Origin of the sequence: Brasilonema octagenarum UFV-OR1, assembly GCF_963888615.1 — a bacterium.
GTDB lineage: Bacteria > Cyanobacteriota > Cyanobacteriia > Cyanobacteriales > Nostocaceae > Brasilonema > Brasilonema sennae.
In genome coordinates, this window is record NZ_CAWPKW010000237.1 from 38,590 (window position 1) to 53,426 (window position 14,837).

The window sequence follows — 14,837 nt, forward strand, 5'->3', positions numbered from 1 at the left end:
GAAACTGTCCTCCGTCAGACGATTGGCGACAATACAGCCTGCCTCTGCACCAATTACAATGTAGTCATAACCCTACTGAGCATAGGTTGGTAAAGTCTGGCTCATTCGGTTCAGATTACTGGCGATCGCTTTCATCGTCATAAAGGTGGAACTGAACGCGATTAATTGTTCGAGGGGATAGCTTCGACTTTCAACTCGCCGCCTCAAAAGGTGCTGTTCAATCGATTCAATTTCCCGGACTAAGGATGATCCCTGAGAGAATTGCGGGAGCATTGGAGCGGTAATCATTGCTGATAGTTGATCAAACGCATCGACCGTTTGCTGGGCGATCGCCTGGAGTTCTGACAAATACTGTTGTCGAATCGCATCGGGCATCGGTTGTTGCAATTCATCTGCCAATGTTCCAAGTTGGGCAAAAAGCGTTTGTTCGTAACCCAGCAAGAAATTCCAAAGATTTTTATGCTTGGTTGCCAATCCACCCGAACCTTGCTCAAGACCCGCAACCTTTAAACCCATTGGATGTTGAGCAATCGTCTTTGCAAGGGTTGCTTTCAGTTGAGTGATTTCTAGGGATGGGGTTGCACCCTGAAGATAAGTTGTTAACAGAGATTGATAGAGCTGTCCAAGTTGCTTAAAGGTTTGAGCAAAACTCTTTTCTAATCCATTTGCAGCAGAGCCACCCATGAATACGGTTGTAATCAATAAAGCAATCAACACGCCACAGGGAATGGCAATTACCACCGCTGCTAGTCCCTCATAAAAGAAAGGGAAAATGTCTTTTCCGAGCCAATCGGCTGCAATAATGGCACCCACACGAGCAATCGGGGTAAATCCCAATAAGGCACAGGAGACATAAATAAAAAAGTAAACCACACAGCAGGTGATAGGATTATAGCCAAAGGAAATAGCCAGGAGATAGATCAAGAAAAGGCTGATCCAGAAACAAGTGACCGCAGCCAGACTGAGCGCGATCGCCCTTCCCCGTGTCGGTTGAACGAGTATTGTAATTAGGGCAACAATAATAACTTCAGCCCCTGTCTCATATGCAGAAGGATAGGGGAAATCGATATGGTGAACAATAGCGATTACCATTCCGATCGCAATGCCCATACCAACAATTTCGATTGCCCGCTTCATAGATATAGACGTGCGCTTCGGGAAGGTCAAGAGTCTCCTTCGCTGATGAGTTGCAGCAACATTCGCTTTATAGAGCAGTCGATTTTGCAGCGATCGCAACTCCTGGGTAAATTGGATCAGAAGCTGGAGCAATTGAAAGAATCGCAATGTTTCTGAAATGTTGTATTCGCCAATTTCTCCGGTGGAGCGCAGGTGATTAAGTTTATCTTTGATAATGGCTAAGTCTTGCTCTAGTTCAGAAAGATCAGGATTAAAAGAATGGGACGTATTGGCGATCTGCGCTTCGCTCTTTACTCGCTGCGCTAACGTGCTTAACTCATCACAGCTTTTTTCCAGATGTTGAGCAAACTGATTTAATTCAACCCTAAACTGACGAGCTAACGTTTGCTCATTTTGATCGGCAAGAGCCAGCATATCTGCCAATTGGCGGGAAAGCTGGCTTTGACTGGTTAAAATTGCACTCCAATTCTCCTCCGTTAGCGTCTGACTCTGAAATTCAGAAGCAGCTTTTGTCAAAGTTGTCAAGCTGGCTTGTGTGGTTTTTGTCAGCCGACTGAGTAGCGAGGCTGGCGGCACAAAGGCGGGAAGAACAGGAGTATGATTATTTTCGGTATTCTCCAACTGGGGAGACATGGCATACTGATTCACAATTAAGTGAAACAAATGAGGTACACCCTGCAAAAACTGTTTCAAGTTTCTGGTTAACTCAGTGCGAGTATCCTGTCGCCAAAACAGCAGGGTTACGGCAATTCCCACCGCAACGCCAATCCAGTTATCAACCAGACGCGATTTGAGGTACAGCCATATATTTTGCTGATCTGATGTCCCAACTGATCTCATTGCAATCAGCACTCCCAGCAATGTTGCTTGAGAATAGGCTGCCTGCCAGCGATAGGTTTCACAAATTAAGGCAGATAGGATGTAAGTAATCGGCGGAATGATAAATAAGCCTGAGCCATAAAGACCAAATGAATTCACTAAGACAGCAGCGATGAATCCGCCCAAGGCACTGCCGCCGACTCGTCCCAGACCCGCGATGATTGCGCCCCCTGCGGCGGGTTCAATCAGAACGGAGACATAGCCAAAAACGGGATAAACATAGTTATCTAATACATCTGCCCGATGCCAGAAAAAGCTACCCAGTAGGGCAGCACCAAGTGAAAATTTCAATCCCTGTTTGATGATCGTTGAGTACTGAGTATCCAAAGAATTTGCTTCTCCTCTAAACTTCAGCCGGAAATGTGACCCATCGTTTTCGAGGTTGTAGGACGCGATCTTTTATTTACTCGTTGATTGCGCGTTCAACAGAATAGAGAAGTAGCGCAAAAAACGCGACCAACCAGAACCAAAGCTGGGGTGGCTCACTAAAGACCATCAAGATAAACACGATCGCGGCTGCAATTACCCACCACTTCAGCCACCAAGCCCACCACTTCGCCCGTCTATTAGAATGTTGCATAGCATTCGGCTCCAATTAAAAATTAGTATCAGTATACTCCCGTAATCCAACGAAAAGCGGGAGTTAAGTAACTAAGGAGCGATCGCTCCTCAATTACAGCATTGACATCAGCAGTTGTCCCGTCTGTAATTGCTCTGGGTGCTCCCTTACCTTCAGTCCACTTAAAGCCACTGGGTGTATGAGAGTCCGTTTGGAGTTCCAGGATCACCTTCGTCACGCTGGCGTTTATCGGTTGAGGCTTATCGCGATCGTCCTTATCGCGTCCCAATAACAGCTTCTCTGCCAGATCCTGACTGCCGACCAGATTGGATAATTCGGATGCGGTGACTGGCTGTTGAGCCACCTGAATGACTTTTGCAACGATGCCACCATAGCGTTCGCGATCGTATAAATCAGGAATAACTTCGACTTCCATTCCTGGTGCTAACTGCTTTGCATCACCCACTTTGAACAGTGCCACCACATTGACTTTGGCATTGGGGTTATCGACTGCCAGCCTGCCGATGCGACCACTCGGAGGCACTACTTCACCTGAATTGACAGAAATTTCCTCAACTTTACCGTTGTAGAGACTGACGACCTGGCTATTGGCACGAATTCTAGTTTGTAAGGTGTTGATATCGCGTTGTTGGTCGGAAATCGCATTATATCGAGTGACATCACTGACGGTATCTTGCAGGTCGATACTGCGCTTCTCGGTAGTCAGTGCCTCATTCGCTGCTGTCAGGGTTTGCATCTGTGCTCTTAGGTTCTCATCTTCTCCCTTGAGGCGATCGAGGGCGACTTGCGTCTGGTTCACTGAGTTGGCAACTTCTTGTTGACTGAATTGAAAGAAATACGGTTGGAATCCAATCCGAGGGACAGCCCCCTCTTTTGCCAAAGCATTGTAAGCGGAGAGTCTCTCATCCGTAGATGCTTTAAAGCTATGCAGGTACTTGAGGTGATCGAGGTACGCTTCTCGCTGGCTCTGATTGCTCGCCAATTGCACCCGCAGCGATTCAATCTGACCCAAATTTGCCTGACGCTTCTGTGCTACAGCGCTTGAATTGAGTTGACTACGATTCGTTTGAACGGAACCAATTTGGTTGTTTTGTGCCTTGAGATCTGCAAGGCGACCGCGCTTGTCTTGCAATTCTGTTTCCAGTTCAGGAAACTCCATCGTTGCTAATACTTGCCCAATCTTTACAGTATCACCTGGTCGAATATTCAACGCCAATACCCGACCCCCTTCACGCGGTTGAATCGCAATGCTGGAGCGAGGAATCAAAATACCTGCCCGTCCCTCAGCCCGATTGGGAATCTTCCCAAACACTCCCCAAAGGACAAAGGCGATGAACAGCACTCCAACCGGAAGTAATCGCAGCCGAATTTCCCCGCTCTTTTCAACCGCGTTTGACTTTTGAAGTCCCGACTCAGACTGATCAGGTTTAATTTCGGGTTTATTCTTGTCCAAAACTCCCGTTGATGATTCTGGGTGGTGTCCACCCTGTTGAACAGGCATCTGTACGTTGCTTGATGTGTCAGGTGATTCCATTGTTAGCCCCTGGTTGACTGACAAAAGTTGGGGGTAATGTTTTAGATGTGTCGATGGTTAATTATAGCAGTTTTCACCTAAGGTACTTACCAGTAATAAAATATCCCGCGGTCGCCCAGCCTGAAAGGCTCTTGCTCCAACACTAATAACCGTTTTGCACACCCGATAACGAGTACGGTGGGATATTTTCTTTTTTGGATCTCCCTAAATGAACCACACCGTTTGTAAAGGCGCAAGCAAGAGCACCCCTATGACTGTGGTTTGTTTACATGAAAATGGCTGTAAAGTGGATTGCCAGATGAACAGGTGCAGCGTTACACAAGGCTTCTGTATTCAGGTGTGTAGGCTTGCGATTCAATGAAAGCTTGCAGATTGCTTGGCTTTGGCACTCCAGCCAGATTTTTCGCAAAGATAACTTCAGCAACTTTTTGAGCAATGTGCAACGATGTCTTGAAAATTTCTGACTGCGGCGGATAGACTAGCCCCATTGCCAGGTCAGAGGGTGAAACCAGTTCTGCCAACGCCTTCGCTGCTGTGATAAACATCTCATCGGTGACTCGCTTGGCTTGAGTCGCGTAAACTGCCATTCCCATCGCGGGAAAGATGTAGACGTTGTTGCCTTGCCCAGGAACAAAGGTTTTATCTCCATACTTCACAGGTGGAAAAGGACTGCCGCTGGCAAACACCGCCCGCCCCTCTGACCACTTGTACGCCTCTTGCGCTGTACACTCTGAATGCGCGGTAGGGTTGGAGTATGGAAAGATGATCGGACGCTGATTGACTCGCGCCATTGTCTCGATTACCTGCTGGTTGAAGGCTTTTGCCAAGCTGCTGACTCCAATAATTGCGGTGGGCTTGAGATCAGCAATCGCGGCAGCATAGTCATCGATAGGAGCGTGGGGATGGGCGAAAGGCTTCTTAAACTCAGCCAGATCAGTCCGGTTGGACTGGAGCAATCCTTTGCGGTCAAATAGCCAGCAGCGACCGCGAGCCTGTTCTGCCGACAGTCCTTCTTGCATCATCACCTGAGCTAATAAATCAGCAATGCCTGTACCTGCCGAGCCTGCTCCCAGAAAAAGGCAGGTTTGCTCAGACATTTTTCCACCTGTGAGACGAAGGGCAGCCAGGATTCCCGCCGCTGCCACTGCTGCCGTCCCCTGGATATCATCATTGAACCAGCAGACGCGATAGCGTGCCAAAATTGGAATCGCGTCAATATTGGCAAAGTCCTCGAACTGAATGCAGCAACCGGGAAATACATCCTGAACTGCTGTCACAAACTCCTCAATAAACGCATCATAGTCTTCCCCTCGCACACGAGGCTGTCGCAAACCCAGGTACAGCGGATCGCTCAGCAGGCTCTCGTTGTTGGTGCCAACATCCAGGGTAATCGGCAAGGTGTACTGGGGTGGCACACCTGCACAAGCGGTGTAAAGGGACAGTTTGCCGATCGGAATGCCCATGCCGTTGACACCGAGATCGCCTAAACCGAGAATTCGTTCGCCATCGGTGACAACAATAAAGCGCACATCCCGCTCAGGCCAATGTTGCAGGATCTCCTTGATCCGTCCCCGGTGAGTAATAGAAAGGTAAAGCCCTTTCGGTCGCCGCAGAATGTGTCCGAACTTTTGACAGGCTTCTCCCACTGTTGGGGTGTAGACCAGCGGGATGAAGCGGGCTGGATCGGACATCAGCGTTTTGAAGTACAGGGTTTCCTCATTGTCCTGTAGAGCGGAGAGATAAATGTATTTGTCCAGATCGGTCGTTTTGTGTCCGAGGTGCTGCATCACCCGTTGGATCTGAGTTTCCTCGCTCTCCAATCCCTCTGGCAGGAGTCCAACTAAGCCGAGTGACTCGCGTTCTGCTGCGGTGAAGGCCGTAGATTTGTTCAGGTGAGGGTTGTGGAGGATATCGGAACCGTGCAGTTGAGATGATTGGGTATTCGCAATGGTTTGAATCATGGTTTTACCTTTTGTTGTGATTAATTCTTTGGTTAGTTCTTTAGTTTGTTAAATCTGAGGGGGACGACTATTCGCCGCCGCAACTCGGCTACCCCATTCCAGCAGTTCTTTGGTGCAGTCATCGCGATCGATGATGCATTCAATCAAAGCTAATCCCTGATGAGCTTGAGCTTGCTCGATGGCTTCAGTCAGTTCACCGACTGTTTGCACTCGACGGCTCCAGCCCTTGCCCTCACCTGCATTGAAGACCTGCACCAGACCGGCATAGTCCCAATTTTTGATGTTGTTATAAGGACCGTCGTGAATTTCCACTTCGATCGTGTAGCCACGGTTGTTGATCAGAAAAATAATTGGATTTAACCCATAACGAATCATGGTGGAGACTTCCTGAGCCGTCAGTTGAAATGAGCCGTCTCCAATCAGGGCAATGACTCGTTTTTGTTGATTCAGTGCCAGAGCATAACCCAGCAATGCTCCAGTTGCCCAGCCGATCGAACCATATTGCATCTGAAACTCGTAGAGACAGCCATCGGGCAGCGTGATTTTCTGCCCGTTAAACCAGGAATCTCCCGTTTCCACCAATAGCGCCGAGTCGCTGGTCAGGATGGACTGAACTTGTTCGCGAATCGTCCGCGTAGTCAAAGGAGCCTCGTTTGGCAGAACTTGAGCAGGCAAAGGGGATTCATGAATACGCTTGAATGCCTTGAAAGAGGTGTCATTGGGCTGAATGGACTCGGCTAGAGCAGCGAGAAACTCCTGCATGTAGACCTGAGCATATTCCTGTCCATTCAATATCACGCGATCGGGCTGTACTTCAATTAGCTTTTCAGAAGCGATCAGCACAGACCAGCCAACGGTGGTGTAATCGTTAAAGATGGGACCTGCAAACAAGTAAGCATCACAGGATTCAATGATTTCGGCACAGCCAGGACTACTGACCTGTCCCCAATAGCAGCCAATGTATTGGGGATGAGTTTCAGGAAACATGCCTTTGGCGTTCGGCATGACCGCAACCGCATACTCAGAACGGTCAGCGAGTTTATGAAACGCATCGATCGCCTCAAACGCCCGTAATTTCACCCCAGCTACCAGGGCAGGTTTAACCGCCTGATTCAGCTTAGCGGCAACCGCTGCAACTGCTGCTTCTAATGCGACAGGATTGCTTTCCACATGACGTTTGAGCTGCAATGGTACAGATTTGGGAATTGGGACAGTGACCAAGTTGGAAGCAATTTCAATGTAGACGGGTTTACGCTTCTGAATAGCGGCTTCTAGCGCCCGATGCAACAGGCGATGAGCATCCTCAATATGTCGAATCACAACCGCTTCGGCAGTGATTTCTCGAAAGATGCGGTAGGACTGATTGAAATCATAGCTAGCAGTGGAATGATGAATCAGATGGTGCTGAGCGCGATCATTGGAATTGGGTCCGCCGGAAATCACAATCACAGGTAGATCTTCAGCGTAGGCACCCGCTATAGCATTCACCAAGCTTAACCCTCCAACCGTAAACGTGACCACCACTGCCGATACTCCCTTGCTGCGAGCATAGCCATCGGCTGCATATCCGGCATTAAGCTCATTACAGCAGTTGATCATCTGCAAATTAGGGTTCTTTAACATTTGGTCAAGGAGAACCAGGTTGTAATCACCAGGAACGGTGAAATAGTGCTCTATCTTGATCGTTTGCAGAAGTTCAGCCAGGTACGTGCCGATGTTAGAATAGGTGCCAAACTGATTCAAATTACTCATGTCAAAAACTTTATCTTTGATAGTATCGAACCTTATCTAGCGCCATTACTACTAGATCGCAACAGTCATCTGCAGTTATGTTTCACAAATGATTGCGGCAAACTTCAGGTTACTCGTAGTTTCAGTAGGCAAGAGTATTCACGGTACAAGCGGCACTGTGACATCTCTTTTCTTTAATTCTACAACTGTTTGTATGTTCTTAATCTAAAGGGCAAACTCAAATCTGTCGTCACCTCAGAGTTCACGTTTTGAGCCACCTCAGGTATTAGCATGACATCCACCTTAAGTTCAGGTTCAGCATCCACCTTAATTTGGGTGCATCTAAAAGTTAAGGAAGAGCAAGCAGATGATGCGCACAAAGGGAGACGCTGCAATTAAAACTTAATCCCGTCTATTGCGACTTGAATCAGTAACCAGCTATTGAGTCCAACCATCAAGACAGCAATTGTCCAAGCCATCATCTTAAGCCATTTAGGATTGACAAACTCACCCATCAAGCATCGTTGATTTATCTTTGTATCAAAAATGTTTTTAACTGCTCTATTTGTTGATTTTGCTTTTGTACCAGCTTAATAAGTTCCGCAATTTCCTCTTCTTTTAGAAGCGTGATTTTATCGTGTAAAAGTTCAATTTCCAATTCGGCTTTCATATTAATTTCATAATCGTGTTTAGCTTCTTGTCGGTCAATCGCAGCTTGCCGATTTTGGCTCATCATAATAATGGGAGCGGCATAAGCAGCTTGAAACGAAAGCATTAAATTCAGCAGGATAAACGGATAAGGGTCCCAGTGTCTAACCACGGCAACAACATTCAGAATCACCCAAACTGCCAGAAAGCAGCTTTGAGCAATGATGAAACGCCAAGAACCCATAACGGTGGCAACCTGATCAGCAATGCGCTCTCCGAAAGACAAACGCAGCTTAGGTGGATTTTGAGCAGGATCTTGCTCCCGCAACTTCAGCAACAGTTGATATTCGGCTGGAGTGACTTGACTGCTTATGGGTTGTTTAGAGTTCATAGCATTTCAACGATTTTTACCTAAAATCTTTAAAACTCAAGTTGTAAAAGCATTTTAGCGATTTTTCTTAAGACTGAAAATGAAACTGAAATTAATCTGGGCTATGCCGCCAACGATACACATCCATTGCAGCAATAGAAACGGGTTGTGAGCATAAATTAAATCATTACTTTCTGAAACTCACGACATTAGCTAACACACCTTCGGCCTTCAAGGCGCGAAATTCGTAAAGACAAAGTCGCGATCTTTGACGAACGTGTGGCAGGAAAAGCAGCTGTTTTGTACCGCCACGTTGCCAGGTTTGCCGTCGTTAAATTGAGCGTACCCCCAGCCGCCGGTCGAGGCGTATTTTCTTGAGTCCTTGACCATAAACTGAACCCCCTCCTTCTCCTTGGGGGACCCAGCTACGAAAGATTGGAAATGGCCAAAGGCTTGGTCGTTTACCTCCGACGGGACGTAATTCCAGGCGAGCCGGGCAATGATTGTGCCGTCCGGGAAGGGAAGTTTTCCTTCCCGGTATGCCTTGATCGCTACGTCATTGCCCAATTTGGCGCGTATATCGTTGAGGTCGCCTTTTTCGCGGGCCACGGAGATCAACGGCCAGTAGCGGTATCCGGGGGGGATTTTGTCTCCGAGAACCGGGGGGAGCTGTGCATTAGCGTGTTGAGATGGGGGGGGCTGTGCATCAGCGTGTTGAGATGGTGGAACCATGCAGGCAACCACGCTGGCGACCATTACAACTGTAACCAGCAATAAAGCAATCCGTCTCATACAGTAGACCCTTTCAAAAATGGCTATGAAATCTTTACTACGCTTGCACTAAAAATCGATTGTCGTATTCAGTCTCTGCCGTTCTCTCCTTACTTAGCATCGGGCAGCGTGAACGTTACTGTTTCGCTGGTAATGACTTTGTGCGTGGGGTCAGCTAATTCGATCAACACCTTATGCGCTCCAGGTTTCAGTCCAACCAGGATGATCGTTTGACCGCTGGCATCGGCAAAGTGCCAGGACGCATCATCGACGGTAACGTGGATGTGTCCGATACGCGGCGATACATCGAGGGCACCTTTGCCAAACACTGGCAACACGCGCAGGTTCTCCGTCCGATACTGGATGAAGACACGACCCTGGGACAGTGGTTCGGGAAGCGGTGGATCAACAATCAGCTTGGCAGGTGCTTCGTTTTCGATCGCGAACAACGGGGATGCACCGATGATGTCCTTGGCGCTTGGTGTGTGAGTGTTCATAGTGGGTAAATACTTCAAAGTAATTTATAGAACTAAAGCTTACGGATTGACGAAAGTCCTCAAATATGTTCTTTAGAGTGTAGGGTGGGCAGTGGTGAGTAAAACCTGATAATCTAGACATAATTTTAGGGCACTGCCCACCTTACAAGTTGTGGTCGCAAACCATTGAATGCGCGTTCATACACATGATGCTCAATCTGTACAGTGCGTAAGTCCTAAGAACGATCCCTTTGAACAGGTGCAGAGTCATAGCTCCGAGAAGCTATCACCGTTTCTTCGAGGCTAGTTGCCTGTAGAAAGAACGGCGTTAGCAACATAATCAAATTTTCTCAAACGAGTGTCTTATACTCCGGCTTGTAAACGTGCTGACGGATGAATGCATCAATGTTGGCAGGGCGATCAACCCGTGCCAGTCCACTGTCAAACACCAGTTTTGCCACCCGTATTGCGGTCTTAATCTCGGTTTCCAGGATGTTCGACTGCGGCGGATAAATGAGTCCCTGCTTCAACAGGTCTTCCGGCACCTGATCGGCAACCGCTGCTGCTGCTTCAATAAACATTTCATCAGAAACCCGCTTTGCTGCTGTAGCATAGATCGCTAACCCAACCGCTGGAAAGATGTAGAAATTGTTAGCTTGTCCCGGCAGAAAGGTTTGACCATTCAAGTGAACGGGTGGGAACTGCACTCCAGCCGCATAAATTGCCTTGCCCTTCGACCAGGTATACGCCTGCTCAGGTGTGCATTCTGCATGTTCAGTCGGGTTCGACAGTGCCATAATTACAGGGCGATCATTAAGCTGCGACATGGTTTCAACTACCTGTTGGGTGAAAGCACCACCAACTGTACTGACCCCAATGATGGTCGTGGGCTTGATGCTTTCAATAGCAGCTACAAAGTCTTTAGTTGGCGGATGCGAATGTGCATAAGGTTTCTGGAAATCCACGAGATCCGTGCGGGTTGGTTCCAGCAAGCCGTTGATGTCGAACATAGACACCCGCGACTGGGCATCTTCCAGCGTCATCCCCTGTGCCACGAGCGCTGTACAGAGCAGGTTTGCCAGACCGATCGCCGCTGATCCTGCACCTAGGAACAAATATTTTTCATCCTTGAGTTGTGTCCCCTTGAGTTTCGTTGCGTTAATCATACCAGCCAGCGTAATCCCTGCTGTTCCCTGCACATCATCGTTGTAGCAAGATACTTTGTTTCGATAACGTTCCAACAGATGTACCGCATCAACTCCCGTCCAGTCTTCAAAGTGAATACAGCATTTAGGAAACACTTCCTGTACGGCATCCACAAATTCATCGACGAAGCTGTACAGTTCCTCGGTTGACGGACGTGTCTTGCGAAGACCTAAATACAGCGGATCGTGGAGGTATTGTTCGTTGTTAGTCCCAGCATCCAGGTAGATGGGCAGCAGTCCTGTAGGCGGCACTCCAGCAGTTGCCGTGTAAAGTTGCAGTTTGCCAATCGGAATACCCATGCCGTTCGCACCCAGATCGCCTAATCCAAGAATCCGTCCTCCATCCGTGACGCAAATAACTCTCACATCCTTAACTGGCCAATTCTGGAGAATTTTCTTCACCTGCCCTCGCCGCTCGATCGACACATACATTCCTCTGGGATTCCGAAAGATATATCCAAACTTGAGGCAGGCTTCTCCGATTGTCGGGTCATAGACAATCGGCAAAAACCGTGCTGGATCTGACATAATCGTCCGAAAAAATAGGGTTTCGTCGTGATCGAGCAAATTGATCAGGTAAATATAGCGATCAAGATCGGTGTTCTTATGACCAAGCTGCTGCATCACGCGGCGCAATTGCAGATCTTCCGATTCGGTGACATCAGGAACTAGCCCCACCAGTCCCAACGCCTGCCGTTCTGCCTCTGTATAGGCAGTAGATTTATTCAGCGATGGATCATGGAGAAGTTCAATTCCGCGTTTGCCGTTCCGGTTAATTTCGTAGTTCATTACTTCAACTCCTTCAGGTGCTAACTTGTCACATCAATTGAGTTCAAGAAACTTCTTTCCAATTCAATTTTTTGATTAGGTTGTGTGCGGGCTTTGACCATGATTTGAAAGAGGTCTAATGTCTACTTTGCAACATAAGGATGAACCATCTTAGCTGGATCAACGACTCGGTCAAACTCGTCAGCAGAAACGTAACCCAGTTCTAACGCAGCTTCCTTTAGCGTCAGTTCGTGATTGAGGGCATAGTGCGCCACTTGCGAGGCTTTGTCGTACCCAATCATCGGACTGAGAGCCGTTACTAACATCAACGATCGCTCCACAAAGGCACTAATTTGTTTTTGGTTGGGCTGCATTCCTGTCACCAAAAACCGACTAAAGTTGTGACATCCATCGCTGATAATCCGAATCGAGTGCATGACATTGTGAATGATTACTGGCTTATAAACATTCATCTCCAGATAGCCACTCGCCCCACCAAACGTCACTGCTATATCATTTGCCATGACTTGTACTGCAATCATTGTCAGAGCTTCACACTGGGTCGGATTCACCTTACCAGGCATAATGGATGAGCCTGGTTCATTGGCAGGAATATCCAGTTCGTGAAAACCACAGCGAGGTCCACAACTCAATAAACGAATATCATTCGCAATTTTGTACAAAGAGGTTGCCAAAGTTTTCAGCGCTCCACTAAGCATCACCAGCGCATCATGGCTACCCTGCACCGTAAATTTGTTAGGAGCACTGACAAAAGGTAGCCCGCTGAGTTGAGCAATCTCTGCTGCAACGGCTTCTGCAAACTCAGGCGTTGAGTTAATTCCTGTGCCGACTGCCGTTCCTCCCAACGCTAGTTGATATACTCCTTTCAAGCTATCGGCTAAACGCTCCAGATTACCGTCTAATAAGCCTACGTAACCCGAAAATTCTTGTCCCAATGTGAGTGGAGTAGCATCCTGAAGGTGAGTACGACCAATTTTAACAATATCTTTCCAGTCTTCTGCTTTAGAATTTAGCGCATTTTGTAATGCTTTAACAGCCGGAATCAACGCTTCATTTACTCTTTGTGCTGTTGCAATATACATTGCAGACGGAAATGAGTCATTGGATGATTGCGACATATTCACATGGTCGTTTGGATGCACAGGTGTTTTACTGCCCAATGGTTTTCCGACGAGTTGACAGCAACGATTAGAAATCACTTCATTGACATTCATATTAAATTGTGTACCGCTGCCTGTCATCCAAACATGTAGAGGAAACTGATCGACGTATTGTCCTGCTAAAATCTCGTCACAAACCTGGCAAATTAGATTCTTTTGTTCGTCACCTAATCGTTGAGCTTGATGATTGACGATCGCCGCTGCTTTCTTGAGTACCGCATAGGCAACAATCATCTCGCGTGGGATTAAGTCCTCTCCAATGCTGAAGTGTTCGAGCGAACGCTGGGTTTGCGCTCCCCAGAGTTTATCACTGGGAACTTTGACTTCACCCAGGCTATCGGTTTCAATGCGAATTGCAGTCATGATCAATCTTGGTAAATAGTTCACTGAAAATGCTAAGAGCAGATTAGAAGCTGTATCTATTAGTTTTCTGCCTTAATTCAATAATGACCAGTTGAGATTGACTAGTTATGCCGCATGTTCAAGACTTACGCAAACCTCGGAGGTTTCTACTAAAAATGAGATATAATGTTTCGGTGTAAGGGGTTAAACCTCCGAAGTTTGGCATAACGGGAAACGATCGCATCCTATTGCAGATGTTTCTTTAATTCAGCTGCTGCTTGAACAAACAGAGAACGGGTTTCTGGCAACTCAGCTAAACCATTGAGTAGCCCGAAGTCATGAATCATGCCGTTGTACTGCACAGTTGTAACCTCGACCCCAGCTTCATCGAGCTTGCGTCCATAAGCTGTGCCTTCGTCATGCAAGATATCGCTCTGTGCAACCACAATTAATGCTCTTGGCAAGCCTTTGAGTTGCTCAACCGTCGCCTGCAAGGGAGAAGCATAAATGTCTTTGCGCTTTTCTGGATCAGCGATGTACATATCATACATCCATTTCATCGTTGGTACAGTCAAGAACCGCTTGTCGCCGAATTGATGATAAGAATTCGTTTCAAAATCAGCATCTACAATAGGCCACATTAGGATTTGCAGCTTAATGTGTGGTCCTCCTTTTTCTTTCGCCTTCAAAGCAGTGACAGCTGTCATGTTGCCGCCGACACTATTGCCAACGACTGCCAGATTCTTGCCATCCACTCCAATCTCCTCACCATGCTCGGCAACCCATTTTGTCGCAGCATAAATCTCATTGATCGCCTGTGGATACTGAGCATCTGGCGTGCGCGTGTAATTGACAAAGACACCTGCAAATCCTGAAAGCACAACCAGATCGCGAACCATGCGCTTGTGTGTTGGGTAATCACCCAGCACCCAACCACCACCATGAATAAAGATGAAAACGGGCAATGTGCCTTTGACCCCTTCAGGTCGTACAATATTGAGGGTAATTGAATAACCCTCAGCAGTAATCGTCTTTTGGGACTCTTCAATGCCTGAAAGGTCTACTGGAACGGAAGTCTGTGCATCCACAAGGAATTGACGTGCTTCGATTGGAGTGAGTTTCTCCAGCGCCACACCCCCTGAATTCAGCACTTTCAAGAATTCCTTTACTCCTTTGGAAAGACGTGGATCATCTGCAACTTCCAAAATTTTTGGTGATTGTGAGTTTACTTGAGCAACCATGACACTCTCCTTT

At 47.5% G+C, this 14,837-nt stretch carries 12 protein-coding genes; all 12 read right to left on the reverse strand.

The features are described 5' to 3' along the window. Positions 1 to 72 precede the first annotated feature (72 nt). A complete protein-coding gene (locus AC5590_RS19440; RefSeq protein ID WP_211178436.1) occupies positions 73 to 2,343 on the reverse strand; it encodes a hypothetical protein in 2,271 nt (756 codons plus the stop codon). A gap of 76 nt (positions 2,344 to 2,419) precedes the next feature. Further along, positions 2,420 to 2,596 (reverse strand): hypothetical protein, encoded by a 177-nt coding sequence (locus AC5590_RS19445; RefSeq protein WP_169265128.1) that lies wholly within the window; start codon positions 2,594 to 2,596, stop codon positions 2,420 to 2,422. Between the two features lie 28 nt (positions 2,597 to 2,624). Next, on the reverse strand, positions 2,625 to 4,130 hold the full coding sequence (locus tag AC5590_RS19450) for an NHLP bacteriocin system secretion protein (protein ID WP_169265129.1): 1,506 nt from the start codon (positions 4,128 to 4,130) through the stop codon (positions 2,625 to 2,627). A gap of 314 nt (positions 4,131 to 4,444) precedes the next feature. Continuing rightward, the gene (locus AC5590_RS19455; protein ID WP_169265130.1) at positions 4,445 to 6,091 is read right to left on the reverse strand and encodes an NAD-dependent malic enzyme; all 1,647 of its coding nucleotides are present in this window, start codon (positions 6,089 to 6,091) and stop codon (positions 4,445 to 4,447) included. A 48-nt stretch (positions 6,092 to 6,139) separates the two neighbouring features. Beyond that, a complete protein-coding gene (locus AC5590_RS19460; protein ID WP_169265131.1) occupies positions 6,140 to 7,843 on the reverse strand; it encodes a thiamine pyrophosphate-binding protein in 1,704 nt (567 codons plus the stop codon). A gap of 374 nt (positions 7,844 to 8,217) precedes the next feature. Then, complete coding sequence (locus AC5590_RS19465) at positions 8,218 to 8,340, reverse strand: hypothetical protein (protein ID WP_282453055.1); 123 nt, start codon at positions 8,338 to 8,340, stop codon at positions 8,218 to 8,220. 11 nt (positions 8,341 to 8,351) lie between these two features. Further along, the gene (locus tag AC5590_RS19470) at positions 8,352 to 8,861 is read right to left on the reverse strand and encodes a DUF1003 domain-containing protein (protein WP_169265132.1); all 510 of its coding nucleotides are present in this window, start codon (positions 8,859 to 8,861) and stop codon (positions 8,352 to 8,354) included. A gap of 210 nt (positions 8,862 to 9,071) precedes the next feature. After that, positions 9,072 to 9,632 carry a cytochrome P460 family protein gene (locus AC5590_RS19475; RefSeq protein WP_169265133.1) on the reverse strand — a complete coding sequence of 187 codons (561 nt, stop codon included), beginning with the start codon at positions 9,630 to 9,632 and terminating at the stop codon, positions 9,072 to 9,074. Positions 9,633 to 9,721: 89 nt separating this feature from the next. Then, positions 9,722 to 10,108 carry a DUF6130 family protein gene (locus AC5590_RS19480; RefSeq protein WP_169265134.1) on the reverse strand — a complete coding sequence of 129 codons (387 nt, stop codon included), beginning with the start codon at positions 10,106 to 10,108 and terminating at the stop codon, positions 9,722 to 9,724. 329 nt (positions 10,109 to 10,437) lie between these two features. Beyond that, entirely contained in the window at positions 10,438 to 12,081 is a 1,644-nt protein-coding gene (locus tag AC5590_RS19485; RefSeq protein WP_169265135.1) for an NAD-dependent malic enzyme, read from the reverse strand. A 122-nt stretch (positions 12,082 to 12,203) separates the two neighbouring features. Beyond that, a complete protein-coding gene (gene fumC / locus AC5590_RS19490) occupies positions 12,204 to 13,604 on the reverse strand; it encodes a class II fumarate hydratase (protein ID WP_169265136.1) in 1,401 nt (466 codons plus the stop codon). 224 nt (positions 13,605 to 13,828) lie between these two features. Further along, on the reverse strand, positions 13,829 to 14,837 hold a 1,009-nt coding region (locus AC5590_RS19495), incomplete at its 5' end, for an alpha/beta hydrolase (protein WP_211178437.1).

Bases quoted from the DNA above. Each gene is read 5' to 3' on its own strand.
- AC5590_RS19445 (WP_169265128.1), bottom strand. From the start codon at position 2,596: ATGCAACATTCTAATAGACGGGCGAAGTGGTGGGCTTGGTGGCTGAAG.
- AC5590_RS19450 (WP_169265129.1), bottom strand. From the start codon at position 4,130: ATGGAATCACCTGACACATCAAGCAACGTACAGATGCCTGTTCAACAG.
- AC5590_RS19455 (WP_169265130.1), bottom strand. From the start codon at position 6,091: ATGATTCAAACCATTGCGAATACCCAATCATCTCAACTGCACGGTTCC.
- AC5590_RS19460 (WP_169265131.1), bottom strand. From the start codon at position 7,843: ATGAGTAATTTGAATCAGTTTGGCACCTATTCTAACATCGGCACGTAC.
- AC5590_RS19470 (WP_169265132.1), bottom strand. From the start codon at position 8,861: ATGAACTCTAAACAACCCATAAGCAGTCAAGTCACTCCAGCCGAATAT.
- AC5590_RS19475 (WP_169265133.1), bottom strand. From the start codon at position 9,632: ATGAGACGGATTGCTTTATTGCTGGTTACAGTTGTAATGGTCGCCAGC.
- AC5590_RS19480 (WP_169265134.1), bottom strand. From the start codon at position 10,108: ATGAACACTCACACACCAAGCGCCAAGGACATCATCGGTGCATCCCCG.
- AC5590_RS19485 (WP_169265135.1), bottom strand. From the start codon at position 12,081: ATGAACTACGAAATTAACCGGAACGGCAAACGCGGAATTGAACTTCTC.
- fumC (WP_169265136.1), bottom strand. From the start codon at position 13,604: ATGACTGCAATTCGCATTGAAACCGATAGCCTGGGTGAAGTCAAAGTT.